The organism is Aquabacterium sp. OR-4 (genome assembly GCF_025290835.2).
Taxonomy (GTDB): Bacteria; Pseudomonadota; Gammaproteobacteria; order Burkholderiales; family Burkholderiaceae_C; genus Pseudaquabacterium.
In genome coordinates this window covers 632,597-655,286 of record NZ_JAOCQD020000001.1, presented here as the reverse complement: position 1 = coordinate 655,286, position 22,690 = coordinate 632,597, and the positions used below count along the sequence as shown (strand labels likewise).

The 22,690-nt window shown below is 70.9% G+C and carries 22 protein-coding genes, 1 tRNA gene and 1 pseudogene; 5 read left to right on the top strand and 19 right to left on the bottom strand.

Annotated elements, in window-relative coordinates; genetic code table 11:
- Positions 1 to 5 precede the first annotated feature (5 nt).
- The 12 genes and pseudogenes from N4G63_RS02675 to rsmB form a co-directional block, all read right to left on the bottom strand.
- Positions 6 to 632: a PRC-barrel domain-containing protein gene (locus tag N4G63_RS02675; RefSeq protein ID WP_260788896.1), complete on the bottom strand. Its 627-nt coding sequence runs from the start codon at positions 630 to 632 to the stop codon at positions 6 to 8.
- 489 nt (positions 633 to 1,121) lie between these two features.
- On the bottom strand, positions 1,122 to 1,340 hold the full coding sequence (locus tag N4G63_RS02670; protein WP_260788897.1) for a hypothetical protein: 219 nt from the start codon (positions 1,338 to 1,340) through the stop codon (positions 1,122 to 1,124).
- Between the two features lie 102 nt (positions 1,341 to 1,442).
- Complete coding sequence (locus N4G63_RS02665) at positions 1,443 to 1,592, bottom strand: lmo0937 family membrane protein (protein ID WP_260788898.1); 150 nt, start codon at positions 1,590 to 1,592, stop codon at positions 1,443 to 1,445.
- Positions 1,593 to 1,629: 37 nt separating this feature from the next.
- Positions 1,630 to 1,905, bottom strand: coding sequence for a hypothetical protein (locus tag N4G63_RS02660; RefSeq protein ID WP_260788899.1), 276 nt, complete (start codon positions 1,903 to 1,905; stop codon positions 1,630 to 1,632).
- Between the two features lie 8 nt (positions 1,906 to 1,913).
- Positions 1,914 to 2,051 (bottom strand): hypothetical protein, encoded by a 138-nt coding sequence (locus N4G63_RS02655; protein ID WP_260788900.1) that lies wholly within the window; start codon positions 2,049 to 2,051, stop codon positions 1,914 to 1,916.
- Positions 2,052 to 2,368: 317 nt separating this feature from the next.
- Positions 2,369 to 2,479 (bottom strand): annotated as a pseudogene (locus N4G63_RS02650) (transcription elongation factor GreAB); the annotation flags it as partial.
- 307 nt (positions 2,480 to 2,786) lie between these two features.
- A complete protein-coding gene (locus tag N4G63_RS02645; protein WP_260788901.1) occupies positions 2,787 to 4,109 on the bottom strand; it encodes a tyrosine-type recombinase/integrase in 1,323 nt (440 codons plus the stop codon).
- Positions 4,110 to 4,349: 240 nt separating this feature from the next.
- Positions 4,350 to 4,425, bottom strand: a tRNA-Phe gene (locus N4G63_RS02640).
- 153 nt (positions 4,426 to 4,578) lie between these two features.
- Positions 4,579 to 5,346 (bottom strand): response regulator, encoded by a 768-nt coding sequence (locus N4G63_RS02635; protein ID WP_260788902.1) that lies wholly within the window; start codon positions 5,344 to 5,346, stop codon positions 4,579 to 4,581.
- A gap of 6 nt (positions 5,347 to 5,352) precedes the next feature.
- Positions 5,353 to 7,743: a sensor histidine kinase gene (locus N4G63_RS02630; protein ID WP_260788903.1), complete on the bottom strand. Its 2,391-nt coding sequence runs from the start codon at positions 7,741 to 7,743 to the stop codon at positions 5,353 to 5,355.
- 61 nt (positions 7,744 to 7,804) lie between these two features.
- Positions 7,805 to 8,383, bottom strand: a complete 579-nt coding sequence (locus N4G63_RS02625) for a DUF4390 domain-containing protein (protein WP_260788904.1) — start codon at positions 8,381 to 8,383, stop codon at positions 7,805 to 7,807.
- A 13-nt stretch (positions 8,384 to 8,396) separates the two neighbouring features.
- Positions 8,397 to 9,734 (bottom strand): 16S rRNA (cytosine(967)-C(5))-methyltransferase RsmB, encoded by a 1,338-nt coding sequence (gene rsmB, locus N4G63_RS02620; RefSeq protein ID WP_260788905.1) that lies wholly within the window; start codon positions 9,732 to 9,734, stop codon positions 8,397 to 8,399.
- A 116-nt stretch (positions 9,735 to 9,850) separates the two neighbouring features.
- Between rsmB and folE the strand changes: the two genes are divergently transcribed.
- Both folE and N4G63_RS02610 read left to right on the top strand, forming a co-directional pair.
- Entirely contained in the window at positions 9,851 to 10,591 is a 741-nt protein-coding gene (gene folE, locus N4G63_RS02615) for a GTP cyclohydrolase I (protein WP_314599310.1), read from the top strand.
- A 2-nt stretch (positions 10,592 to 10,593) separates the two neighbouring features.
- Positions 10,594 to 11,025: a BLUF domain-containing protein gene (locus N4G63_RS02610; protein WP_314599309.1), complete on the top strand. Its 432-nt coding sequence runs from the start codon at positions 10,594 to 10,596 to the stop codon at positions 11,023 to 11,025.
- 32 nt (positions 11,026 to 11,057) lie between these two features.
- Here N4G63_RS02610 and N4G63_RS02605 read toward each other — a convergent pair whose 3' ends face one another.
- The 6 genes from N4G63_RS02605 to N4G63_RS02580 form a co-directional block, all read right to left on the bottom strand.
- Positions 11,058 to 11,621: a LemA family protein gene (locus N4G63_RS02605; protein WP_260788906.1), complete on the bottom strand. Its 564-nt coding sequence runs from the start codon at positions 11,619 to 11,621 to the stop codon at positions 11,058 to 11,060.
- 16 nt (positions 11,622 to 11,637) lie between these two features.
- Positions 11,638 to 12,339: a 7-cyano-7-deazaguanine synthase QueC gene (gene queC / locus N4G63_RS02600; RefSeq protein WP_260788907.1), complete on the bottom strand. Its 702-nt coding sequence runs from the start codon at positions 12,337 to 12,339 to the stop codon at positions 11,638 to 11,640.
- Between the two features lie 106 nt (positions 12,340 to 12,445).
- Positions 12,446 to 13,726, bottom strand: coding sequence for a glutamate-5-semialdehyde dehydrogenase (locus tag N4G63_RS02595; protein ID WP_260788908.1), 1,281 nt, complete (start codon positions 13,724 to 13,726; stop codon positions 12,446 to 12,448).
- Between the two features lie 86 nt (positions 13,727 to 13,812).
- Positions 13,813 to 14,835, bottom strand: coding sequence for an AEC family transporter (locus tag N4G63_RS02590; protein ID WP_260788909.1), 1,023 nt, complete (start codon positions 14,833 to 14,835; stop codon positions 13,813 to 13,815).
- Between the two features lie 66 nt (positions 14,836 to 14,901).
- The gene (locus tag N4G63_RS02585) at positions 14,902 to 15,216 is read right to left on the bottom strand and encodes a DUF167 domain-containing protein (protein ID WP_260788910.1); all 315 of its coding nucleotides are present in this window, start codon (positions 15,214 to 15,216) and stop codon (positions 14,902 to 14,904) included.
- Between the two features lie 3 nt (positions 15,217 to 15,219).
- Positions 15,220 to 17,922: a DNA topoisomerase III gene (locus tag N4G63_RS02580; RefSeq protein WP_314599308.1), complete on the bottom strand. Its 2,703-nt coding sequence runs from the start codon at positions 17,920 to 17,922 to the stop codon at positions 15,220 to 15,222.
- 213 nt (positions 17,923 to 18,135) lie between these two features.
- On the opposite strand from N4G63_RS02580, the gene N4G63_RS02575 reads away from it, so the two are divergent.
- The 3 genes from N4G63_RS02575 to N4G63_RS02565 all read left to right on the top strand — a co-directional run bounded on the left by N4G63_RS02575 (position 18,136) and on the right by N4G63_RS02565 (position 20,547).
- Positions 18,136 to 18,657: an SET domain-containing protein gene (locus N4G63_RS02575; protein ID WP_260789532.1), complete on the top strand. Its 522-nt coding sequence runs from the start codon at positions 18,136 to 18,138 to the stop codon at positions 18,655 to 18,657.
- Positions 18,658 to 18,799: 142 nt separating this feature from the next.
- On the top strand, positions 18,800 to 19,705 hold the full coding sequence (locus N4G63_RS02570) for a biotin--[acetyl-CoA-carboxylase] ligase (RefSeq protein WP_260788912.1): 906 nt from the start codon (positions 18,800 to 18,802) through the stop codon (positions 19,703 to 19,705).
- Entirely contained in the window at positions 19,699 to 20,547 is an 849-nt protein-coding gene (locus N4G63_RS02565) for a hypothetical protein (protein WP_260788913.1), read from the top strand. Before N4G63_RS02570 ends, N4G63_RS02565 begins: the two co-directional genes overlap by 7 nt.
- Here the strand turns inward: N4G63_RS02565 and N4G63_RS02560 are convergent.
- Positions 20,530 to 22,584 (bottom strand): S8 family serine peptidase, encoded by a 2,055-nt coding sequence (locus N4G63_RS02560; protein WP_260788914.1) that lies wholly within the window; start codon positions 22,582 to 22,584, stop codon positions 20,530 to 20,532. The genes N4G63_RS02565 and N4G63_RS02560 overlap by 18 nt on opposite strands.
- Positions 22,585 to 22,690: the final 106 nt, after the last annotated feature.

The following is a 22,690-nucleotide window of genomic DNA, read 5'->3' as shown; positions in this document are numbered from 1 at the left end:
GGCGCTCAGCCGACGGTCTGGTCGATGTTGCGACGCAGCTTCGCCGTGGCAGCGCTGACGCTGGCTTCAAATTCGCGCCAGCGCGCGGCCGGGGCCTGCTTCATTTCGTCCAGCTTGGCCTCGGCGGCTGCACCATCGACGGCCTTCTCCAGGGTCAAGACCCGGTCATTGCCCTCGGCGATGTCGCGCTCGACGGCGGCCAGGAACTGGTCGCGGCGCGCGCTGCCGTTGGTGTCGGCGAAGGCGGGCAGCGCCTTGAGGCTTTCCTTGGTGGCCGTGGGCATCACCAGCTTGCCGGCGCGGTTCTGGATCTGGTTGACCGGGATGGCCACGTCGTGGCGGCCGATGCCGATGAAGCCCCCCGCACCGACGATGACATAGGACACGTTGCGGTCGGGCGAGATGATCAGGTCTTCGACCTTGCCCACCTTGCTGCCGCCGCCGTTGAAGAGGGTCTTGCCCAGCAGCGTCTTCTTCACGCTCCAGCCCAGGGCCAGCTGGGTGGATTCGGTGACGCTGACATCCACCGACGTGGTGGGCCCTGCCACCAGGGTCAAGGCGGGTGCGGCGGCGCCTAGGCTGGCAACCAGGGCCAGGGCTGCCAGGGAAATGGGGTGCAGGACATTCTTCATGATGATGCCTCGGGCGGTTGTTGGGAAGGGGCACCCTGGCCCGAAAGGCCAGCGTGGATGAAGGCTTCTAGGGCCTGGTGCCGATGGCGTCTGTTCGACAGCGCACGCGGGGCAGCGAGTTGCTTCGAAGCACCCGTCCTCCGAGCCTCTGCCGACGGGCTGCAGCAGGCCCCGCAGGTCGTCGCTGGCCGGCACCGCTGGCGCGGCACACGCCCTCCAGCGTGAAGCTCAGCTGCAGTTCGACCCAGATAGCATCGCCCGCGGGCAGTCCCTACGGGCTGGCGTCCAGCGCGGTGTCCCACAGCGTGATGGGCAGTGTGAAGCGGATGTCGCTGCCGTCCAGCTGGGAAAGCGGGGGCGGCTGCAGGCACAGTGCCGGGTACGGGTCGCTCGGCGGCGCAACCTTAGCTTGCCTTCGCGGGCATCGCTGGCGCTCTTCCGAGCCTTGGTCGACTCGGTCTTGGCTTTGGCTTTGTGGCCAGCTGCGCGTCAACCCGGGGCCTCGCGCGACCTCGCCAGCGCCATCGGGTAGTCCTTGTCGGTCATGGCGGCGTTGGCGCGTTGCATCTTGTTGCGCGCCAGTTGCATGTCGGCTGAGGCGAACGCGGTGCCGCCGGCGCCGGCCCCATGGGCCAGCACGGCTGCGGCAGCCGAGATCTGTGCCGCGGGGGGCTGTTGCGTGGCGCAGGCCGCTGCGAACAGCAACATCGATGCCGCCACAGCCAGCTCTGCGAACCGGAGTGCCGACAGAAGGGAGTGGGACCTTGGGGGGGCCTCCTGAAAGGGTGAAACGGGTGGAATGGAAGCGCTTCAGAGCGGGCGTCGTCCCGAGATGACATTGACCAGCACCATCACCAGCGCAATCACCAGAAGGATGGGGATGAAGCCGCCCAGGGTGGTGGACGTCACCAGGCCCAGCAGCCAAAAGATCAAAAGAACGACAGCAATCGTGTACAGCATGGCAATGCCCCGGCAGAGTTGGGTGCCCGCCTTGGGCTTAGCGTGGCGGCACGGGTAGATCGTGTTCGCGCACCATCACGGGTTCGCGCGAGCCGGCCACCACGCGGCGCAGCACCGCCGCGTCGATCAGCGCGCGGTTGGCGGCATACACGCTCACTGCGTCGCTGCCATCGTCTCGACCGTTGAACCGGTAGTGCAGCACTGACCGCGACACGCTGGCCCCCACCGAGGCTTGATCCGCCGTGGACACCCAGAAGCGCAAGGCGTCGGACTCGCCGTGGAATTCGGGAGACGGCAGGGAGCGAGGCGTCAACGGGGGTCTCACTTCTTGACCAGGTGCGGCTTCTGCGAGCCAGTCAGCGTGGGCGCGTTCACGCCACCGGCCGGCTGCGGCGCCACGCGTGGGCCTTGCTTGGGCTTCTTCGCTTCCTTGTTGCCGCGCGTTCGCTTGTTGTTCATGCCGATGCTCCTTGAAAGTGCTGCCGACACCGGTGGGTGCGGCAACAGGCATCTTCAAGGCGGCGGCCCCGCGCGTCGGTGCGCTGGCGCACGCTGCATTGGCAAGTCAAAGTCATCTGTCCGCTTGACGTCGGCCGCATTGCTTCGCCGCCAGTGAACCTGAATGGGGGCAACCGGTCCTCACCGAGGGCATGGACTTCCGAGCCCGGGCTGGTAGGAGGGGTCTTCAGATCGGGTTTCGGCCACGCGCACGGGTTGCAGGTGGTCTGGTTGTTTCTTCGTGCTGCCCAACCGCTGCCAGTGGGCCTTCTTGCGGCCTAGTCGACCCGCAGGACCTCAAACTGCTGCCGGACTAGAGCGATCTGAATCGACACCTCATCACCTTCGCATTTGCCCTGCATGGCTTTGCCCAACGGGGCTTCGCTGCTCCGTGCACCGACCGGCAGGAACTGGCCGACTCCCATTGGCCACGAACGGCTGCTACCAGGATGGCCAGCGCGTAAGTTGTCGCATCCGTCATGCGGCAGCTCTCAGGAAGGACCTATGGCTGCTCGGGGTCGTCAGCGGGTGCAGCGCGCCGCACCCTCGACACCCGCAACCAGTCTAACGCGGACCGAACTGAGGAGGGGTCAGGTTCACGTCTTGCTCCCCGTCTCGATCGCCCTGCAGCTGGGAATCAGTGACCCAGCTCCGCCCGGCCACCGAAACATCCGGCAGGTGCCGGACCCTTCACCCCTACGCCGCCAACCGCAACGTCACCGGCTTGAACGCCGGCAGCACTGCATGCCGCCGCAGATCCGCACGGCCTTCCCGCAGTTCATCCAGGTAGTCGGCCCAGGCCTGCATGATTTCCTGACGCTTCAGGATGTACTCGGCGCGGTTGTAGGCGTCGCCGTTGGCGTCTTTCACCTCGTGGGCCAGCTGCATTTCGACCGCGGCCACGTCCATCGACAACACTTCGGCAATCAGGGTCCGCGCGGTGGCGCGGAAGCCGTGGCCGGTGACCACCTCGGCCGTGTAACCCAGGGCCCGCAGCGCGGCATTGACGGTGCCGTTGGACATGGTCCGGCCCGGCCGGCCCTCGGCGGGAAACACGAAGCCCGTCTTGCCCGTCAGGCAGAAGAGATCCTCCAGGATGTCCACCGCCTGCTTGGGCAAGGGCACATAGTGCGGCGCGCCACTCCTTTTTTCGGCCTTGACGCGCTTCATGCGCATGGACGGCACAAACCACATCCCATGGTCCAGGTCGAACTCTTCCCACCTCGCCTGCCTCAGCTCGCCAGGGCGGAGGAACAGCATCGGCGCCAGCTTCAGTGCAGCCCGAACCACCAGTGTGCCCTGGTACGCGTACGTGGCCTTCAGCAGATCGGCCAGCTCGGCCGGGTCGGTGATGGCTGCGAAGCGCTTGGACACCGGCTTCTTCAGCGCACCGCGCAGGTCACGGCAGGGGTCGCTGGGCAGGAGCCGTTCGGCAATGGCGAGACGGAAGACGTTCGAGCAGTGCTCCAACGCACGGTGGGCCGTCTCGATCGTGCCCTGCTCCTCGACGCGCCGGCACACCTCCAGCACGGCCGGCGGCTCGATGGACGCGATGGGGCGCGCACCGATGTAGGGGAAGACATGGATTTCGAGCCTGCGCAGCACCTTGGGCGCATATGACGCCGTCCAGCCTTCTTCGTTCTTGGCGTACCAGCGTCGCGCCACTTCTTCGAACGAACCGATGGGCGCCTCGCCGGCCTGGGCCCGGCGCTCTGCCTCGAGCTGCGAGGCCTGCGCTGCCTTGACCTGCTTGCGTTTGTCGCTCGGGTTGATGCCCAGAGCCAGCTGCTTGCGGGCATCGAGCGCCTTGCCTCGGGCACCGGCCAGGCTGACCGCGGGGAAGATCCCCAGGCTGATCGTCTTGCGCTTGCCTTCGAAGACGTAGTCGAAGCGCCAGCCATGCTGGCCGCCAAGCTTGGCCGCAGGCAGCAGGTACAGCCCGCCACCGTCGGTCAGCCGCTTCGCGCCGGGCGCCAGCGCCTCGATCACCCGCTCGTTCTTGATCAATTCCAATGCCATCTTCCAGCTCCTGTGCGCGCTGTCCGCGCGCTCTCGGGTTGAGGGCGCTGCAGTAACTTTTTCGCGATGGCCTGATGATTTCAGGACTACTGCAAAAACTACTGCGGCGGCGGCTGGAAGTGGCCTGGAGACTTTGGATCTCCCTGGACGGCTCGGGACAAGAAAAAAGCCCTAACGCGTTGTCACGTCAGGGCTTTTCGGTGGTCTGCCGACGGTCTTGGACCGCGGTGGACAAGGATCTGGTGGCCTGGGGCGGAATCGAACCACCGACACGCGGATTTTCAATCCGCTGCTCTACCAACTGAGCTACCAGGCCAACAGCCCGCCAGTATAGCCTGGAATATTGGGCGCCGGCAAGCGCTGCGGCGATTTTGCGGGCGGCTGACCGGCGGATCGCCCGCCCTGGCACGGCCCTGGCACGGCCTTGGCACCGCCCTGGCACCACCCGGGCCTGCGCGGCGCGCCGGGCTCAGGACAAACCGCGCTTGTTGCGGGTGAGGTCAACGCCCAGTTGCTTGAGCTTGCGGTACAGGTGGGTGCGCTCGAGGCCGGTCTTCTCGGCCACGCGGGTCATCGAGCCGTTCTCCTTGGCCAGGTGAAACTCGAAATAGCTTTTCTCGAAGGCGTCGCGGGCTTCGCGCAGCGGGCGGTCGAGGTCGAAGCTCTGCTCGGCGCGGGGGCCGCTGGCCAGCGCTGGCGCGCCGCCCACGGGCAGGCCTGCGCCATGGCTGTCGTAGCCGATGCCCATGGGCTCCTGGCCGCGTGGCAGCAGGCCGCCGGCGGCGCCGATCAGGCCCCCCGGGCTGCCCAGGCTGCCGCCGATCAGGCCGGCGCCGGGCCCCTGGCCGGCCGGCAGACCGGCCTGACGCGGCACCGGGCGCACCAGCGCCTGCTCCACCGCGCGCAGCAGCTTTTGCAGCGTGATCGGTTTTTCGAGAAAGGCGGTGGCGCCGTACTTGGTGGCCTCGACCGCGGTGTCGATGGTGCCGTGGCCGCTCATCATGATCACCGGCATCGAGAGCTGGCCGTTGGCGCCCCACTCCTTGAGCAGGGAGATGCCATCGACATCGGGCATCCAGATGTCCAGCAGCACCAGGTCGGGCCGCACACGGTCGCGTGCGGCGCGCGCCTCGCTGGCGTCTTCGGCCAGTTCGACGGTGTGACCTTCGTCGGACAGGATCTCGGACAGCAGGCCGCGGATGCCCAGTTCGTCGTCAACTACAAGAATCGTTGCCATGCGTGCTCACTGCCCGGGGGCGTCCTCGTGCGAGGCCGTGGTGTCCTGGGCGGGGTTCAAGGTCCGGGCCTGTGCCGGCATGTGGGGGGCAGGCGATGGGCATGCCGGGGCAAAGCGAGAAAATGATAACGAAACTTGTGCGCCGCGCGCGGCTTCGTGCGCAGCAGCGGTGACCCCCGTCTCGGGGCCCGCCGCCGCGGCCAGATCGCGCAGGTTGACGATGCGCACCCGCGCACCGTGTTCGTCGGCGATTTTCTTCACCACCGCCAGGCCCAGGCCGGTGCCCTTGGCCTTGGTGGTGATGTAGGGCTCGAAGGCGCGCTTGAGCACCTTGTCGCTGAACCCGGCGCCGTTGTCGGCCACCCGCAGGCGCACCGAGCGCAGCGCGCCGTCGTCGGCGCGGGCGGCGGCGGTGCTCACCTGCACCTGGCCATCGGGCAGGTCGGCCACGGCATCCAGCGCGTTCTGCACCAGGTTGTGGATCACCTGGCGCAGCTGGCTGGCGTCGCCGTCGATGCCCGGCAGGCCCGGCTCGAGCCGCGGCACCAGGCGCCCCTGCTCCTGCGCGGCGGCATACAGGCCCAGCACCTCGCGCACCAGGGCGTTGAGGTCCAGCGGCGCCAGCTTGGCCGCCGGCAGGCGGGCGTAGTCGCGAAATTCGTCGACCAGCTTCTTCATTGCCTGCACCTGGGCCACGATGGTGGCCACCGAGCGGGTCAGCATGGCGCGGTCGGCCGGCTCGGGCAGGTGGTCGGCCAGCTTGTGTTCCAGGCGCTCGGCCGACAGCTGGATCGGCGTGAGCGGGTTCTTGATCTCGTGCGCCAGGCGCCGCGCCACCTCGGCCCAGGCCACCGAGCGCTGGGCCGACACCACCTCGGTGATGTCGTCGAAGACCAGCAGGCGCTGCTCGCCGGGCAGCAGGGCGCCGCGCACCAGCAGGTTGACCGATTCATGCGCGCCGGCGCCGTCGCGCATGCTGCCGGCGCTGCCACCGATGGGCAGCTCGAAGGCGTCCTGCCAGTGGTCGCGCTCGCCGGCCTCGGGGTGGGTGCGGTGCAGCTCGCTGCGCTGCCACACCGCGCCGGCAAAGTCGGCCAGGCCGGCCACTTCGTCGAGCCGGCGGCCGCGGTAGGCCGACAGCGGCTGGCGCAGGATGCGCGTGGCGCCGGGGTTGACGGTGTCGATGCGGCCCTGGCGGTCGAGCACGATGACGCCGGCGGTCAGGCTGTCGAGGATGGTCTGCAGCCGCGTGCGCGCACGTTCGAGCTGGCCGACACCGCGCTGCACCTGCTCGCGCGCCTCGGACAGCTGCTCGGTCATCTGCGCGAACGAGCGGGTCAGGCCGCCCAGCTCGTCGCGCGAGGCGAACACCGGCTTGGGCGTCAGGTCGCCCTCGGCCACCTGGCGCACGCCATCGGCCACCAGCAGCAGCGGCCGCACGATCTGGTTGCCCAGCATCACCGCCAGCAGCAGCGCGCCAAACACCGAGAGCACCAGCGCCAGCGTCAGCGTGCCCAGCAGCATGCTGCGCAGGCTGTCACGGGTGATGGCGCGCTGCTGGTAGTCGCGGTAGGCGCTTTGCACCGCCAGCGCCTGGGCCACCAGCGCATCGGGCACCGGCTGCACCAGCATCAGAAAGCGCTCTTCGTTGGCCGAGGCCAGCGAGATGTCGAGGTTGGGCAATTGGGCCACCGCGCGCACCCGGGCACTGGGCGCGTTGCCGGCGCGCGGCTCGTCGTCCAGGCCTTCGAGCACGCCCACGCTGCGCTGCGCGCGGGCCTGGCGCAGCAGGCTGGCGGCCGGCCGCTCGGGCTGCAGGGCTTCGTTGCTGCCGCCGGCCGAGGCGATGACCTGGCCGTTGGCGCCCAGCAGCACGGCGTCGCGCACGTCGAGCTGGGCGCGCACCCGCTCCAGCGCCAGCGGGCCCAGCGCGGCGCGCAGGTCGGCCAGGCGGTCGGCCCCGGTGCGCGCCTTGGCGGCCAGATCGCCGGCGGCACTGTCGAGCGTGCCGCGGCCCAGCGCCAGGCCGGCATCCAGCGCGCTGGCCACGCGGGCGTCGAACCAGGCATCGATGCTGCGGCCAACGAACTGGTAGGACACGCCATAGATCAGCGCACCGGGCAGCACCGCCACCAGCGCAAAGATGCCGGCCAGCTTGACCAGCAGCCGGCTGCCGAACTTGCCGCGCCGCAGCCGCGTGAGCAGGCGGATCAGCGCCAGCCCGATGACCAGCAGCAGCAGGCCGGCCACGGCCACGTTGACCCAGTACAGCCAGACGAAATTGCGCTCGCTGACCAGGCCGGTGCTCGACAGCGACAGCACGAAGGCCAGCACCAGCACGATGCCCAGCACCGCCACCGACGAGACCAGCAGGGCCCAGCGTGCTGATTTGCTCATGCCGGCTGGCCCATGCCGGCCCGGCACCCGAGCTGCGCGCTGCAACGCCTGGCGCCGCCCATCAGTCCACCCGCAGCGTGCGCTCGACGCCCAGCTTCCAGTCGTTGCCGATGTCGACCTGCATGGGCGGCGGCAGCTGGCTGCTGTCGAGGCGGAACACGAAATCGACGTAGTAGCGCTCGCCCGCCTCGAGCTTTTCGCCATCGGCCACGCGCCAGCCGCTCACCCGCGACAAGGGCGCCAGCGCCTCCGACAGCGTGCCGTAGACCTGCGACAGCCCGCCCAGGCTGACCCGCCATTGCGCGGTGAGCGGCTGGTAGGCCACGCGCCAGGTGCGGCTGACGCGGGCCACGCGCTCGTCGCGCCAGTACCAGCGGTTGCGGTAGACGGTGGCCTGGGCGCTGAAGTACAGCGGCACGCCGCGGTGCAGCGCCTCCTCGATTGGCGGCGTCAGCGCCAGCCGGGCCTGGTAGTCGAGTGCCAGTTCGCCATCGGCGCGCTTGACGCGCAGCCCGGCCAGATCCACCCCTTGCGCGTGCAGCGCGGTGCTGAGGCTCAGCAGCGCCAGCAGCGCACCCAGCCAGCGCAGCACACGCTTGAGCGTGGCCGGCAGCAAGGGCGGCGGCAGGTGTCGGCGCATCGGCTGGTGAAACTCAAGGCTTGTGCAGCAGGGCGTAGAAGAAGCCGTCGCCCTGTGTCGGCGCGTCGGCTGGCGTGGGCTCATTGTCCGGCAGGGGCAGCAGATGGCCGGGAGAACCCGTCCACAGCCGCGCCCCGGACGCCCCGTGGCGTTGCAAAAAAGCGTCGATCTGCCGACTGCCCTCGTCGCGAAACAGCGAGCAGGTGGCGTACAGCAGCCGTCCGCCCGGTGCCAGCAGCGGCCACAGGGCGTCCAGCAGGCCGGCCTGGGTGCGGGCCAGCGCGGCCACGTCGGCCGGCCGGCGCAGCCAGCGCACATCGGGGTGGCGGCGCACGATGCCCGAGGCGGTGCACGGCGCGTCGAGCAAGATCGCGTCGAAGGGGCGGCCGTCCCACCAGGCGGCGGTGTCGCGCGCATCGGCGGCGGCCAGCGCGGCCGGCCGGCCCACGCGGGCGAGGGTGTCGCGCACCCGGGCCAGGCGGCCGGCATCGGCGTCCAGCGCCAGCAGGTCGAGATCGGCCAGCTCGAGCAGGTGGGCGGTCTTGCCGCCGGGGGCGGCGCAGGCATCGAGCACGCGCGCGCCCGCGGCCAGCGCCGGCAGGCCGTCGGCCGGGCCCAGCAGCAGCGGTGCGGCGCGCTGGGCCGACAGGTCCTGCACCGACACCGCGCCCTCGGCAAAGCCGGGCAGCAGTTGCACCGCGCAGGGCTGGTCCAGCACGATGGCCTGCGGCGTGGCGGCGTCGTGCACCGCCCGGGCGCCGATGCCGGCCGCGGCCAGGCGGGCCAGGTAGCCGGGCACGTCGCCCTGGCGTGCGTTGACCCGCAGCACCATCGGCGCCGGCCGGTTGGCGGCGGCCAGCAGCGCGGCAAAGCGGTCGGGCCAGTCGGCGCGCACGCGCTCGATCCACCAGGCCGGGTGCTGGTGCAGCGCCTCGGGCCGGGCCTGCGCCGCGGCCACCAGCGCGGCCTGCTCGCGCAGAAAGCGCCGCAGCACGGCGTTGACAAAGCCGGCCGCCTGCGGCGTGCGCTTGCGCGCCGCGCCCACCGCCTGATCCACCAGCGTGTGCGCGGCATAGGGCAGCGGCGCCTCGCCCGGCCACAGCAGGGCCAGCGCGGTGAGCAGCAGCGCGTCGACCTTGGGCGGAGGCGCCTTGGGTGCCAGCGCCGTGCGCAGCACCTGGGCCGCCCCCAGGTGGCGCAGGGTGTGGAAGGCCAGCGCCTGGGTGCCGGCGCGCAGCTCGGCCGGGCAGGCCGCCAGCGGCTCGTTGAGCGAGCGCCCGGCGCGCACCGCGGCCACTGCATCGGCCACGGCATCAAGCAGGCGCGACAGGGGTGGGGCAGGCGCAGACATGGGCGGCGAGTCTAAGCCGGCTGCAAGCCCCGACGGCCGCTTGCGAAGCCACACGCCCACGCGGCCATCGGGCGCCGGCCCACAATGCGCGCCTGCCCACCCGACACCTGTCCACCATGACGGCACCCGATTTGGCCCACCGACCGGCCCTGAGCGAGGAAGAACTGGCGCGGATGCCGGCCTCGGAGCGCATCCGCTGGCGGCTGGTGAACGCCGGCTGCCGCTACCACGCCAACGACAACATCTCGGCCCATGTGCGCGATGGCGAGCTCGACGAGCTGAAGGCCGAGGTGCAGCGCGAGATGCACAAGGTGCTGCAGGCGCTGGTGATCGACACCGCCAGCGACCACAACACCCACGACACCGCCCAGCGCGTGGCCAAGATGTTTGTCGAGGAAGTGTTCCGCGGCCGCTACCACCCGATGCCCTCGGTGACCGAGTTTCCGAACTTCTCGCGCCTGAACGAGCTGATGATCGTGGGCCCGATCACCGTGCGCTCGGCCTGCAGCCACCACCTGTGCCCGATCCTCGGGCGGGTGTGGATCGGCATCCTGCCCAACGAGCACAGCAACCTGATCGGCCTGTCGAAGTACGCCCGGGTGTGCGAGTGGGTGATGAGCCGGCCGCAGATCCAGGAAGAGGCGGTGGTGATGCTGGCCGATGCGCTGCAGGAGCGGGTCAAGCCCGACGGCATGGCCATCGTGATGGAGGCCGACCACTTCTGCATGCACTGGCGCGGCGTGAAGGACAACGACAGCGCGATGGTCAACAGCGTGATGCGTGGCGCCTTCCTGAAGGACCCCAACCTGCGGCGCGAATTTCTCTCGCTGCTGCCCAAGAAAAGCCAGGAGCGCTGAACATGCTCGTTCGCCTGATGTACGCCAGCCGCAGCACCAGCCCGCTCGATGCCGAGGCCATGGCCAGCATCCTGCGCCAGTGCAAGGACAACAACCCGGCGCAGGGCATCACCGGCCTGCTGTGCCACTGCCCGGCCAGCGGCATCTTCATGCAGGCGCTGGAGGGCGGCCGCACCGCCGTCAACCGCGTCTACCTGAAGATCGCCCGCGACCCGCGCCACACCGACGTGGAGCTGCTGCACTATGAAGAGATCAGCGAGCGGCGCTTCTCGGGCTGGTCGATGGGCCTGGTGAACATGGCCCGGCTGAACCCGGCCCTGCTGCTGAAGTACTCGCCCAAGCCCGAGCTCGACCCGTATGCCGTGTCGGGCCAGGCCTCGCTGGCCCTGTTTGACGAGTTGGTGGCCACCGCCTCGGTGATGACCGAGCGCTGACCCGCTGCGCGCGGGCCGCCATCGCTGCGCGGCTACAGCGTGCCGGCGCGCTCGAAGCGGAACACGCCGTTGAGCAGGCGGGTCGGAAACTGGTCGATCGCGGCGTTGTAGCGCAGCACCGCCTCGTTGAAGCTCTCGCGGGCAAAGGCCAGGCGCGGCGCCAGTTCGCCCAGGGCGCGCAGCGAGGGCTGCACCTGCGGGTCGAAGCGCAGCTCGCCATGCGTTTCAACCAGCGCCACCAGGCGCACCAGGGCCGAGGTCAGGCTGATCTCGGCGCGCGCCAGCACCGCGGCGGGCTCCTCGCGCGTGGGCCGCTTGCGCAGCACCTCGGCGGCCGTGGCCACCTGGATCTGCGCGCCGACCACGGCATCGACCGCGCCGCGCTCGGAATCAAGCCGCGGCAGCGCGGCGTCGAGCAGCGCACCGATGAGCTGCTGGCGCGCCTTGACCACGCCATCCACCTGCTGCCAGGCCGCGCTGACCGCACCGCGCAGCGCCACGATGCGGTTGCGCGCCCCCAGCATCCACAGGCCCAGCACCAGCAGCAGGCAGATCCAGCCCCAGGGCAGGCCGGCGGGCATCCAGGCGGCGTCCATCAGCGGGCGGCGTCCATCAACGGGCGGCCTGCCACTGCGCATGGCCCGCGGCCCGCAGCGCGCAGGCCGGGCACTGGCCGCAGCCATGGCCCCAGGCGTGCAGCGCGCCGCGCTCGCCCAGGTAGCAGGTGTGGGTGTGCTCGACGATCAGCGCGTTCAGCGCATCGCCGCCCAGGCCCTGGGTCAGCGCCCAGGTCTGCGCCTTGGTCAGCCACATCAGCGGCGTCTCAATGCTCATCGGCGTGTCCAGGCCCAGCGACAAGGCCACCTGCTGGGCCTTGAGCGTGTTGTCGCGGCAGTCGGGGTAGCCCGAAAAATCGGTCTCGCACATGCCGCCCACCAGCACGCTGGCGCCGCGCCGGTAGGCCAGCGTGGCGGCAAAGGTCAGGAACAGCAGGTTGCGCCCGGGCACGAAGGTGTTGGGCAGGCCATTGGCCTGCAGCGCGATGGCGCGCTCGCGGGTCAGCGCGGTGTCGCTGATCTGGCCCAGCAGGCTCAGGTCGAGCAGATGGTCGTCACCGAGCCGCGGCGCCCAGTGCGGAAACTGCGCGGCCAGTTCACGGCGCAGCACCTGGCGGCAATCGAGCTCGATGCGGTGGCGCTGGCCGTAGTCGAAGCCGATGGTCTCGACGCGGGCGTAACGGTCCAGCGCCCAGGCCAGGCAGGCGGTGGAATCCTGGCCGCCGGAGAACAGAACCAGGGCAGTGCGCGAATCCATGCGGCCGCCGCTCACGCCAGCAGCCCAGCGGCCATCGCGGATCCGGCTCTGCCGGGCCAAGGGTGGCGCCCCCTGGGGGGAGGCGCCGAAGGCGCTTCGGGGGGGGTCATGTCCTCACCTCGCCCTGGCCCAGCACCACCCACTTCATCGACGTGAGGCCTTCCAGCCCCACCGGCCCGCGGGCGTGGAACTTGTCGGTGCTGATGCCGATCTCGGCGCCCAGGCCGTACTCGAAGCCGTCGGCAAAGCGCGTGCTGGCGTTGACCATCACGCTGGCCGAATCGACCTCGCGCAGAAAGCGCATCGCGTTCGGGTGGTTGGTGGTCAGGATGGCATCGGTGTGGTGGCTGCCGTGGCGGTTGATGTGGGCGATGGCCTCATCGAGGCTGTGCACCACCTTCACGCTGATGATCTTGTCGAGGTACTCGGTGGCCCAGTCGGCCTCGGTGGCGTCCACCACCACCGCGCCGGGCACGCCGGCCAGGATGGCCTTGGCCGCGGCATCGCAGCGCATCTCCACGCCCTTGGCCGCAAACACCGCGCCGATGCGCGGCAGAAAGGCCTGCGCCTGATCGGCATGCACCAGCAGGCCCTCGGTGGCGTTGCAGGGGCTGACCTTCTGCGTCTTGGCGTTGTCGGTGACCTTCACCGCCAGATCGAGGTCGACCTGCGCATCCACATAGGTGTGGCAGTTGCCATCGAGGTGCTTGATCACCGGCACGCGCGCCTCGGCGCTGATGCGCTCGATCAGGCCCTTGCCGCCGCGCGGGATGATCACGTCCACGTACTCGGGCATGGCGATCAGGCGGCCCACGGCGGCGCGGTCGGTGGTCTCGATCAGTTGCACCGCGTCGGCCGGCAGGCCGGCCTGCACCAGGGCGGCCTGCACCAGCTTCCACAGCGCCAGGTTGCTGTGCAGGGCCTCGCTGCCGCCGCGCAGGATGCAGGCATTGCCGCTCTTGATGGCCAGGCTGGCGGCCTCGATGGTGACGTTGGGCCGGCTCTCGTAGATCATGCCGAACACGCCCAGCGGCACCCGCATCTGGCCCACGCTGATGCCGCTGGGCCGGCGCTTGACGCCGCTGATCTCGCCGATCGGGTCGGGCATGGCGGCAATCTGCTCGCAGCCTTCGGCCACGGTGTCGATGACGGCCGGCGTGAGCTTCAGCCGGTCGACCATGGGCTCGGCCAGGCCGGCGGCACGCGCCGCCGCCAGGTCTTTGGCGTTCTCGGCCTGCAGGGCCGGGCCGGCCTCGCGCAGCGCCGTGGCCAGCGCGCGCAGCGCGGCGTTCTTGGCCGCCGTGGAGGCGGCGGCCATGGCGGTGGCGGCGGCGCGGGCGGCCGCGCCCACGTGGGCCATGTAGGCCGGAAGCTCGTTCGGGTTCATGCCCTGATTGTCCCAAACTCGCCGGCACCGGCCGCCGGCCGGCGTTTCAGCCTGTGCGGCCGCTCAGCCCGGCGCGGCGCGGCCGCTCACAGCCGGGCCAGCACCGCCAGCCACAGCGGCACGGTGAACGCGAAGCCCAGCGTCGACAGCACGCTGGCCGCGGTGGCCTCGGCCTCCTGCGAGCGGTAGCGCTGCGCAAAGATCAGCGCATTGCTGCCGGTGGGCAGCGCGGCCATCATCGTCACCACGGCCAGCGGCACGCCGCCCAGGCCGAAGCCCCAGTGCGCCACCACCAGCACCACGGCCGGCATCAGCAGCAGCTTGGCCAGCGTGATGCCCAGCGCCGTGCCCAGGGCGCCATGCAGGCGCGTGTAGGCCAGCGACAGGCCGATCAGCACCAGGCACAGCGGCGCCACCGCGGTGCCCAGCAGCTGCAGCACCTCGTCGGCCAGCACCGGCAGCGGCCAGCCGGTCAGGTTCCAGGCCAGGCCCAGCAGCACCGGCAGCGTCACCGGGTGGATCACGGCATTGCGCACCGTGATGCGCACCGTGCGCAGCAGGCTGGCCGAGGCCTCGTGCGCCGAGCGGGCGCGCGCCAGGTCCAGCTCCACCAGCACGGTCAGCAGGGTCAGCAGCACCAGCGCATGCAGGCTCACCAGGGTGACGTGGATGCCCAGCCCGGTTTCGCCAAACAGGGCCGTGGCCACCGGAATGCCCACCTGCACCGAGTTGCCGAACACCACCGCAAAGGCGCGCACGGCCGGCATGGCGGCGCGGCGCTCGGCCTCGTCCAGGTTGCCGGCGGCGGCCGGCAGGCGTGCGGCCTGCCAGCGCGCCAGCGCATAGACCCCCAGCGTCACCGCGATGGCCGGCACAAAGAAGGCCAGCAGCGTGGTGCGCGGCAGCGCCGCCAGATCCAGCCGCGCGGTGGTGCGCATCAGCAGCGCCGGCACAAAGATGTAGAAGGCCGCGTTGCCCAGCATGCGCGCCGGATCGGCATCGCCCGCACGCGCGGCCGGCTCGCCCAGCCAGCGCATGCGCCCGGCCAGCCAGCCGAGCGCCACGGCCAGCACGATGGACAGGAGCTTGTAGGCGATGAGATGCGTCATGAAGCGCCGATGATGCCGCGGCCCGGGGCGCTGGCGGTGTGGATCACCGCAGCGCCGGCGGGCGGGTCATTCGGGCCTGGGCAAGCCCAGCTTCGCCAGCCACGCAGCCAGCTCGGCCTCGGGCCGCTCGATGCGCAGCTGCTTGCGGCGCGCGGTGTCGCCGCGCAGCAGGCTCACATCGCGCCTGGGGCAGCCGATGGCTTCCGCCAGCCAGGCCAGCAGCGCGGCATTGGCCTTGCCATCCACCGGCGGCGCGGCCAGGCGCACGCGCAAGGCACCGTCGTGCCAGCCCTCGGCAGCCGTGCGCCTGCCGTTGGGCGAGACGCTGATGTCGAGCACGCAGGCCTGCGCACCGGCGGCGCGCAGGCAGGGCCAGGTCACGGGTCAGGCGGCCTTCTTCGCGGCCACCTTGCGGCCGGCGGTCTTCTTGGCGGCGGGGGCGCCCTTGGCACCCTTGTCGCCACGCGGCTCGAACTCGAAGCCCACCTTGCCCTCCTTCTCGTCCCACACCAGCATGGCCTTGAACTTGCGCTTGGTGCGGTTGGAGACGAAGCCGTCGAACAGGGCGGTCTTGCCGGTGCGCAGCAGCTTGCCCACCTCGTCGTGGCTGATCGGCTGGGTGAGGATGATCTTGCCGGTCTTGAAGTCGCAGGTCACGTTGGCGCCCACCGCGTGCTCGCACAGGTAGTTGCTGCCGTACTCGTAGACATGGCCCTTGCACTTGGGGCAGTTGCCCAGCGATTCCTGGCCCGAGAAATCCACCGCCTCGCCCTCGCCCTCGCCGGCCTTGGCATCGTCGCCAAAGTCGAACTCGAGCTTCCAGTTGGCGATCTCGTCGTCGCGCACCAGCTTCAGCTCGGCGGTGAAGGGCCAGCCGGCCTTGGAGCGGAAGCCCTCCAGCGGGCCCACCTTCTTGTCGGTCAGGAAGGTTTCCACCTCGGCCAGCTCGAAGCTGCGGCTGGCCGGGATCTTGGTGATGCTGAACCCGCAACCCTCTGATTCGGCGCCCCCAGGTGCCGGAATACCGGCCCCGCCCCCCGAGGGGGTTCGACCGGCTTGGGACGGCCCGGCGCCGGTCGAGCCCTCGGCCCCCGTGCAGGTGAAGCGGCGGTAGTTCTCTTTCACCACGCCGCCGCAGTTGGGGCACCGCGCCTTCAAGGTGGCGTAGTCACCCGGGATGGTGTCGCGGTCGTACTCCTTGGCCTTCTTGACGATGCGCTCGGCCATGGCGGCGATGCCCTCCATGAACTTCTCGCGGCTCAGGCGGCCATGCTCCATCTCGGCCAGCTGGTGCTCCCAGGCGCCGGTGAGCTCGGGCTTGGTGAGGTCTTCCACGTCCAGGCCGCGCAGCAGGGTCATCAGCTGGAAGGCCTTGGCCGTGGGGATCAGCTCGCGGCCCTCGCGCAGCATGTACTTCTCGGTGATCAGGCCTTCGATGGTCTGCGCGCGCGTGGCTGGCGTGCCCAGGCCCTTCTCGGCCATGGCCTCGCGCAGCTCGTCGTCGTCGATGGTCTTGCCGGCGCCTTCCATGGCGCTGAGCAGCGTGGCCTCGGTGTAGCGGGCCGGCGGCCGGGTTTTCAGCGCGTTGACGCTGATGTGCTCGTTGGCCACCGTCTCGCCGGGCTGCACCGGCACCAGGGTGGTGTCCTTGTCGTCGTCGGTCTGCGCTTCCTTGCCGTACACCGCCAGCCAGCCGGCGTTGACCAGCACCTTGCCGTTGGTCTGGAAGTGATGGGTGTGGCCCATCGCCTCGACCTGGGTGATGCGGGTGGTGACCTGGAACTCGGCCGACGGGTAGAACACCGCGATGAAGCGCTTGACCACCAGGTCATAGAGCTTGGCCTCGGCCTCGCTGAGGCTCTTGGGCGCCTGCAGCGTGGGGATGATGGCGAAGTGGTCCGACACCTTGGCGTTGTCGAACACGCGCTTGCTGGGCTTCACATAGCCCTCGTTCAGGCCCTTGCGGGCATGCTGGGTGAGCGCGCGCAGCGGACCGGGCAGGTCTTCGTCGGCCAGCATCTTGAAGGTGTCTTTCACCACCGCCAGGTAGTCCTCGGGCAGGTGGCGCGAGTCGGTACGCGGGTAGGTCAGCACCTTGTGCTTCTCGTACAGCGCCTGGGCCAGGCTCAGCGTGGTCTTGGCGCTGAAGCCGAAGCGGCCGTTGGCCTCGCGCTGCAGCGTGGTCAGGTCGTACAGGCCGGGGCAGCTCTGGCTGCTGGGCTTGCTTTCCTCGGTGACCGTGCCGCTCTTGCCCAGCACCGCGTCGGCAATGGCGTTGGCCTGGGCCTCGTTCCACAGGCGGTCGGCGCGCGCATCGGGGTCGTCGCCCTTCTTGTACTTGGGGTCGAACCACTTGGCCTCGTAGTCGCCGGCGGCCGCGGCAAAACCGGCCTTGATCTCCCAGTAGTCGCGCGCCACGTGCTTGCGGATCTTTTCCTCGCGCTCGACCACGATCGACAGCGTGGGCGTCTGCACCCGGCCCACGGTGGTGAGGAAGAAGCCGCCGTCGCGCGAATTGAAGGCCGTCATGGCCCGCGTGCCGTTGATGCCCACCAGCCAGTCGGCCTCGCTGCGGCTGCGCGCGGCATGGGCCAGGCCCTGCATCTGCTCGTCGCTGCGCAGCTTCTCGAAACCGTCGCGGATGGCCTGCGGCGTCATGCTCTGCAGCCACAGGCGGCGGATCGGCTTGCCCAGCGTGGTCTTGGCGCCGGCCGCGTACTGCTCGATCAGGCGGAAGATCAGCTCACCCTCGCGCCCCGCGTCACAGGCGTTGATCAGCTCGCTCACATCCTTGCGCTTGGCCAGCTTGACCACCGCGCTGAGCCGGCTCTTGGCCTTGTCGATGGGCGCCAGGTCAAAGTGCGGCGGCACCACCGGCAGGTGGGCAAAGCTCCACTTGCCGCGCTTGACGTCGTACTCCTCTGGCGCCTTGATCTCCACCAGATGGCCCACCGCGGAGGTGACCACGTAGCGCTCGTTCTCGAAGTGCTCGGCCAGCTTCTCGAACTTTCCGGCCGTGGGCGTGAGCGCGCGCACGATGTCCTGCGCCACGCTGGGCTTCTCGGCAATGATGAGGGTCTTGGTCATGTCTCGGGTCGGCAAACTCGCTCGGGTGGGAGTCCAGGCCGTGCCTTGCCCTGTGCCAGGGAGGCCGTGCCTACAATCCGCGCCGCAGTCTCGCACGCGCGCACGCCCATGTACGGGTGTGCGCACGCGCCCATGAATTCACTTTACCCAATGAAGTTTGCCGTGCAAGCCAACGATCACGATCCCGACTCGCACGCACCGGCCGCCCGCCATGTGCCATCGCAGGCCCATGCCGACACCGCGGCCACGGCGGCGCCCAGGGGCCATGGCCGCCGGCTGCAGGTGCGCCGCAGCGGTGTGCACGGCAAGGGCATGTACGCGCTGCAGCCCATTGCCGAGGGCGAATTCGTGATCGAGTACACCGGCGAGATCATCGGTTGGGATGAGGCGGTGCGCCGCCACCCGCACGATCCGTCGCAGCCCGACCACACCTTCTACTTCCACCTCAGCGACGAGCTGGTGATCGACGGCCGCCTGCACGGCAACTCGGCCAAGTGGATCAACCACTCCTGCGACCCCAACATCGAGGCCGACGATGCCAGCGGCCGCGTGCTGCTGCATGCGCTGCGCGACATCGCCGCGGGTGAAGAGCTGTTCTTCGACTACGGCCTGGTGATCGACGAGCGCATGACCCCGGCACTGAAAAAACGCTTTGCCTGCCGCTGCGGCGCCGCCGGCTGCCGCGGCCACATGCTGGCGCCCAAGCAGCCGCGCAAGAAGGCCACCCAACGCTGAAAAAGAGCGGCTTCAACAACTGACGGCCAATGAAACCTGCAGTTTCAAGCAGCGTGCGCGGCACGAGCGCCGGGCCGCTCCCGAGCCGGCCCGCGATCCCCTCGGGGGATTGGCCGGCGTTCTCGGCGGCCGAGGGGCTGACATGATCCATTGGGGCGCCGAGGCGCTGTGGCAGCAGCTCGAGCCGCTGCTGCCGGGCCTGAGCGTGGAGGTGGTGGCGCGCATGGGCTCCACCAACACCGAGCTGCTCGAGCGTGTGCGCCGCGGCCAGCGCCGCAGCGACGACCGCCCCGACACCCGCGGCGGACAGCACCGCCACGACGACACCCTGCCCTGCCTGCTGGTGGCCGAAACCCAGACCGCCGGGCGTGGCCGCCAGGGCAAGGCCTGGGTCACGCCGCCGGGCAGCGCGCTCACCTTCTCGCTGATGCTGCCCTATGCGCCGGCCGACTGGTCGGGCCTGTCGCTGGCCGTGGGCCTGGCGGTGGCCGAGGCGCTCGATCCGCCCGCGGCGCGTGCAGCGGGCAGCGCGCCCCGCATCGGCCTGAAGTGGCCCAACGACCTGCTGCTGGCCGATGCCGGCTGCGTGGGCCGCAAGCTGGGCGGCATCCTGATCGAGACCCTGCCGTTGGGCAACGAGCGGGTGGCCGTGATCGGCATCGGCCTGAACCTGCAGCCGCGCCCGGCCGCAGCGCCGGGCAACGAGGCCGCGGCCCTGCCCTGGGGCTATGCCTGCGCACAGGAGTTCGCGCCCGGCCTCGACGCGCCACAGGCCCTGGCCCGCGTGGCGCCGGCCCTGGTGCAGACCCTGCTCGACTTTGCCCGCCACGGCTTTGCCCCGCTGCAGCCGCGTTATGCCGCGCGCGACCTGCTGGCCGGCCTGGCGGTGAGCACCACGCTGGCCGAGGCCAACCGCGGCGTGGCCGATGGCGTGGACGCACAGGGCACGCTGTGGCTGCGCCTGGACGACGGCAGTGGCCGCCGCGTGGCGGTGAGCAGCGGCGAGGTCAGCGTGCGCCGCCTGATGGCGGGTGGCGCGCCATGCTGAGGCCGCTGCTGATCGGCCTGCTGCTGGTCAATGCCGGCCTGCTGACCGCGCACCTGAGCGGCAGCGCCCGCTGGCTGGACGGCGATGGCCCGCGCGAGCACGAGCCCGAGCGCCTGCAGCGCCAGGTCAACCCCGACGCCTTGCGCGTGCTGCCGCTGGGCGCCCCGCCGGCTGCTGCCGCATCTGCCGCATCTGCCGCCTCCGCCGCCAGCGCACCGGCGGCCTCGGGCCCGGCCGCTGCCGGCGTGGGCGCTGCTGGCTCGGGCGCCGCATCGGCCGGGCCCCTGCTGGCCCTGCGCGCGCCGGCGCCGCTGTGCCTGGAGGCCGGCCCGTTCGAGCCGGCGCGCCTGGCCACCGTGCAGCGGGTGCTGCGCACCGCCGGCGTGCCCGACAGCGCCTGGCAGCTGGCCAGTGCGCCGGCCGCGGCCCGCCATGTCATCCTGATGGCGCGTTATGCCGATGCCGAGCAGTTGCAGCGCAAGGTCGGCGAGCTGCGCCGCCGCGGCGTGGCCTTCACCGAGCTGCAGGCTTCGCCCGACATCCCGGCCCGCCTGCTGCCCACTTTGATGCTGGGCCGTTTTGCCGACGCCCGCAGCGCCGAGACCGCACTGGCGGCCTTGCAGGTGCGCGGCGTGATCAGCGCGCGGGTGGTGACGCTGGAGGCGCGCCCGCCGGCCAGCCTGCTGCGCGTGGCCGATGCGGCCAGCCACCAGCTGGCGGCCCGCAGCGCCACACTGGCCCTGCCCGCGGCCCAGGCCTGGCGGCCGTGCGCCGTGCCGGCCGGTGCGGCCAACGCCGCCTCGGCGGCGCTGCAGCCGCCGGCCTCAGCCTCGCGCGCCTGACGCTGCCGCGCCGGCGGCCCGGCCCCGGGCCAGGGCCAGCACCGCCAGCAGCAGGCCGGCCAGCCAGCCGGCACCCAGGGCACCACCACCACCGCCACTGCCGCCACTGCTGCCGCTGCTGGTGGTGGCGCTCGACCCGCTGCCGCCCGCGGCCGCCGCCTGCACCGTGATCACCTGCGTGCTGCTGGCGGTGGCGCCGGCACTGTCGGTCACGGTCAGGCTCACGGTCACGCTGCCCGCGCCGGTGGTGAGCAGCGTGGCGCTGGCGCTGTTGGTGGCGCCGCTGAAGCTGGCCAGGCTGGCGCCGCTGCTGATCTGCCATTGCCAGCCGACCAGCGTGCGCACGCCGTTGGCCTGCGAGGCCGCGGCGCTGAGCGCCACGCTGTCGCCGAGGGTTGGCGTGGTGGCGCCGGCCGTGATCACCGCCGTGGGCGCCGCGGCCGCGGCCACCAGCGCCTGCGCCTGGACCACGGCAGCGGCGGTGTCGAGCATGCCCGCGCCGCAGGTGCTGGTGGTGCAGTAGCACTCCAGCTGGTCGGTGGCGGTGGGGGCGCGGCAGCTGGTCACGGTGCTGTCGGTGCCGCCGGTGCTGGGAAAGGCGCGTGCCGAGCCCTGCAGCGCGGTCTTGAGCTGCGCCGGCGTCATGCCCGGCGCCAGCGAGCGCATCAGCGCCACCGTGCCGGCCACCAGCGGCGATGCGAAGCTGGTGCCCAGCGAGGTGGTGAAGCTGTCGCTGTAGCCGTTGCTGCCCGGTGCGGTGCTGCCCAGGTTGGTGGTGGTCATCAGCGGATACAGGCAGGCCGAACCGGTGCTGACGTTGACGCAGTTGCCGGCCGGTGCGGCCAGTGCGATCTGCGGGCCCAGATTGGAGTAGCCCACCTTGGTGCCGGCATGGCGCACGCCGGCCACGCCGATGGCACCGGTGCAGTTGGCCGGCGAGTTGACGGCATGGCCGGCGTCGTTGCCCGCCGCCACCACCACCGCCACGCCGGCGTTGACCAGTTCGGTCAGCGTGGTCTGGTACGAGCTGCTGCAGCTGCCGCTGCCGCCCAGGCTCATGTTGATCACCTTGGCCGGGTTCGGGTTGCAGGTGGCCGAGGGCGTGGACGCGCTGGTGCAGCTGCTGTCGTTGGACAGGCCGGCGGCCCAGCGCATGCCGGCGATGATGTCGCTGTCGTAGCCGCTGCCGCACTGGCCCAGCACACGCACCGGCAGCACCATCACGTTGCGGCCGATGCCGGCCACGCCCAGGCCGTTGTCGGTGGCCGCGGCCACCAGGCCGGCCACCTGGGTGCCGTGCCAGCTGCTCTTGCTGCTGGTGCTGCAGCCGATGGCGTCGCCGGGGTCGCTGGCATCGCCGTCGGCGCCGCTGCTGCTGTCGGAATCGATGGCGCTGCGCACGAAGTCGTAGCCCGGGTGCAGCTTGCCTGCCAGGTCGGGGTGGTCGAAGCGCACGCCGGTGTCGAGCACCGCCACGGTGACGCTGGCCAGGCCGGTGGTGATGTCCCACGCGGCCACGGCGTTGGTGGCCGAGACCAGGGTGCTGTCGGCGGCGCGCAGATACCACTGGCCCACCACCGGGGTCACGCTGGTCTGGTTGTCGCCAAAAAACGGGTCGTTGGGCACCGCGGCGGTGCTCTTGCGGCCATCCACCACCGCCCATTCCACATCGGCCTGGACGGCCAGGCGGGCCGCCAGCGCGCTCGAGCTCAGGCCCTTGCCGCGCAGGCCCTGCATGCGCTCGCCCAGCGCGCGGCCATCGGTCAGCGGCAGCGACAGGCGCCGGCCCATCGCGGCCGCATGCTGGGCGCGGCGCGGCGAGGCCGCCAGCAGCGTGGCGCCGCGGCGGTACTGCACGATCACGCGGCCTTCGTTGGCGTCTTCCAGCGCCGTGGCCTGGGCGCGGGCCGCGCGCTGCGCCAGCGCCTGGGCAGCCGGGTGCCCGGTATCGGCCTGCACCACAGCGGCCCAGGGCCCCAGCAGGGCCAGCGCAAGGGCGGGCAGCAGGCCGCGCCAGATCGAGATGGGATGGCTCATCGGCGGATCATTCCAGAAGCTGGCGCCGGGCAAAGCGCCTAAAAGGCCGTCACGCGCCCCATCGGCCACAGCCCCGAAACGCACGTGGCCGGCATGCTATGCCGGC

Excerpts from the sequence above, each read along its gene's own strand:
- N4G63_RS02675 (WP_260788896.1), bottom strand. The coding sequence starts at position 632 with ATGAAGAATGTCCTGCACCCCATTTCCCTGGCAGCCCTGGCCCTGGTT.
- N4G63_RS02670 (WP_260788897.1), bottom strand. The coding sequence starts at position 1,340 with ATGTTGCTGTTCGCAGCGGCCTGCGCCACGCAACAGCCCCCCGCGGCA.
- N4G63_RS02665 (WP_260788898.1), bottom strand. The coding sequence starts at position 1,592 with ATGCTGTACACGATTGCTGTCGTTCTTTTGATCTTTTGGCTGCTGGGC.
- N4G63_RS02655 (WP_260788900.1), bottom strand. The coding sequence starts at position 2,051 with ATGAACAACAAGCGAACGCGCGGCAACAAGGAAGCGAAGAAGCCCAAG.
- N4G63_RS02645 (WP_260788901.1), bottom strand. The coding sequence starts at position 4,109 with ATGGCATTGGAATTGATCAAGAACGAGCGGGTGATCGAGGCGCTGGCG.
- N4G63_RS02635 (WP_260788902.1), bottom strand. The coding sequence starts at position 5,346 with ATGGCAACGATTCTTGTAGTTGACGACGAACTGGGCATCCGCGGCCTG.
- N4G63_RS02630 (WP_260788903.1), bottom strand. The coding sequence starts at position 7,743 with ATGAGCAAATCAGCACGCTGGGCCCTGCTGGTCTCGTCGGTGGCGGTG.
- N4G63_RS02625 (WP_260788904.1), bottom strand. The coding sequence starts at position 8,383 with ATGCGCCGACACCTGCCGCCGCCCTTGCTGCCGGCCACGCTCAAGCGT.
- rsmB (WP_260788905.1), bottom strand. The coding sequence starts at position 9,734 with ATGTCTGCGCCTGCCCCACCCCTGTCGCGCCTGCTTGATGCCGTGGCC.
- folE (WP_314599310.1), top strand. The coding sequence starts at position 9,851 with ATGACGGCACCCGATTTGGCCCACCGACCGGCCCTGAGCGAGGAAGAA.
- N4G63_RS02610 (WP_314599309.1), top strand. The coding sequence starts at position 10,594 with ATGCTCGTTCGCCTGATGTACGCCAGCCGCAGCACCAGCCCGCTCGAT.
- N4G63_RS02605 (WP_260788906.1), bottom strand. The coding sequence starts at position 11,621 with ATGGACGCCGCCTGGATGCCCGCCGGCCTGCCCTGGGGCTGGATCTGC.
- queC (WP_260788907.1), bottom strand. The coding sequence starts at position 12,339 with ATGGATTCGCGCACTGCCCTGGTTCTGTTCTCCGGCGGCCAGGATTCC.
- N4G63_RS02595 (WP_260788908.1), bottom strand. The coding sequence starts at position 13,726 with ATGAACCCGAACGAGCTTCCGGCCTACATGGCCCACGTGGGCGCGGCC.
- N4G63_RS02590 (WP_260788909.1), bottom strand. The coding sequence starts at position 14,835 with ATGACGCATCTCATCGCCTACAAGCTCCTGTCCATCGTGCTGGCCGTG.
- N4G63_RS02580 (WP_314599308.1), bottom strand. The coding sequence starts at position 17,922 with ATGACCAAGACCCTCATCATTGCCGAGAAGCCCAGCGTGGCGCAGGAC.
- N4G63_RS02570 (WP_260788912.1), top strand. The coding sequence starts at position 18,800 with ATGATCCATTGGGGCGCCGAGGCGCTGTGGCAGCAGCTCGAGCCGCTG.
- N4G63_RS02565 (WP_260788913.1), top strand. The coding sequence starts at position 19,699 with ATGCTGAGGCCGCTGCTGATCGGCCTGCTGCTGGTCAATGCCGGCCTG.
- N4G63_RS02560 (WP_260788914.1), bottom strand. The coding sequence starts at position 22,584 with ATGAGCCATCCCATCTCGATCTGGCGCGGCCTGCTGCCCGCCCTTGCG.